Source organism: Tsukamurella sp. NPDC003166, from assembly GCF_040611135.1.
In the GTDB taxonomy this organism is placed as follows: Bacteria; Actinomycetota; Actinomycetes; order Mycobacteriales; family Mycobacteriaceae; genus Tsukamurella.
In genome coordinates, this window is record NZ_JBEXNL010000039.1 from 1 (window position 1) to 1,049 (window position 1,049).

The following is a 1,049-nucleotide window of genomic DNA, read 5'->3' on the forward strand; positions in this document are numbered from 1 at the left end:
TTCTGATTTCCGAGGCCGATCGAGCATTGCTGGAGTCGTGGCTGCGGATGCCGTCGATGCCGGCGGGGTTGGTGACGCGAGCTCGGATTGTGCTGTGGGCTGCCGACGGTGTTTCGATGACAGCGATCGCGGAGCGGCTGTCGATCTCGCGGCCGACATCGGCGTTGTGGTGCAAGCGGTTCCGTGAGTTCGGTCCCGATGGGCTGGCTGATCTGCCACGTTCGGGTCGGCCCGCCACGGTCGATCGGGAGAAGGTGATCACGGCGACGTTGACGCCGCCACCAGCGAGTCTGGGGGTGACGCACTGGAGCTCGCGGCTGCTCGCCAAGCGTCTGAAGCTCGATCACGGCCAGGTGGCGAAGGTCTGGCGGGAGATGGGAATCAAGCCGTGGCGGGAGGGAACGTTCAAGTTCTCCACCGATCCTGAGCTTGAGGCGAAGGTGATCGATATCGTGGGCCTGTACCTGGCGCCGCCGGAGAACGCTGTGGTCGTGTGCGTGGACGAGAAGTCGCAGATCCAAGCACTGGACCGGACGCAGCCGACGTTGCCGATGGCACCGAACCATCCGTTCGAGCGCACGCATGACTACGTCCGGCACGGCACGACCAGCCTGTTCGCCGCCCTGAACATCGCGAACGGGAAGGTGACCGGCCAATGCTACGACCGGCACACCCACGTCGAGTTCCTCTCGTTCCTCAAGAAGGTCGCCAAGGCGTACCCGGAGGTGGAACTGCATCTGGTGATGGACAACTACGCCACCCACAAGAAGCAGGAAGTCCGCGCTTGGCTGGCCGAGAATCCCCGGATCACCGTGCATTTCACCCCGACCTCGGCGTCGTGGCTGAACATGGTCGAGATCTGGTTCGGGATCATCGAACGACAAGCGATTCACCGCGGCACCTTCCGATCGGTATGCGACCTCACGACAGCGATCCGGGCATTCATCAACGGCTGGAACCCACGCTCACATCCGTTCGTGTGGGTCAAAACCGCGGAGGACATCCTCGCCAAGATCGACCGGAAGAAGACTTCAGCCACGCGCCACTAG

At 63.1% G+C, this 1,049-nt stretch carries 1 protein-coding gene; it reads left to right on the forward strand.

The window, feature by feature from the left end:
* Nucleotides 1–2: 2 nt before the first annotated feature.
* Nucleotides 3–1,049 (forward strand): IS630 family transposase, encoded by a 1,047-nt coding sequence (locus ABZX10_RS22750; RefSeq protein ID WP_355545572.1) that lies wholly within the window; start codon nt 3–5, stop codon nt 1,047–1,049.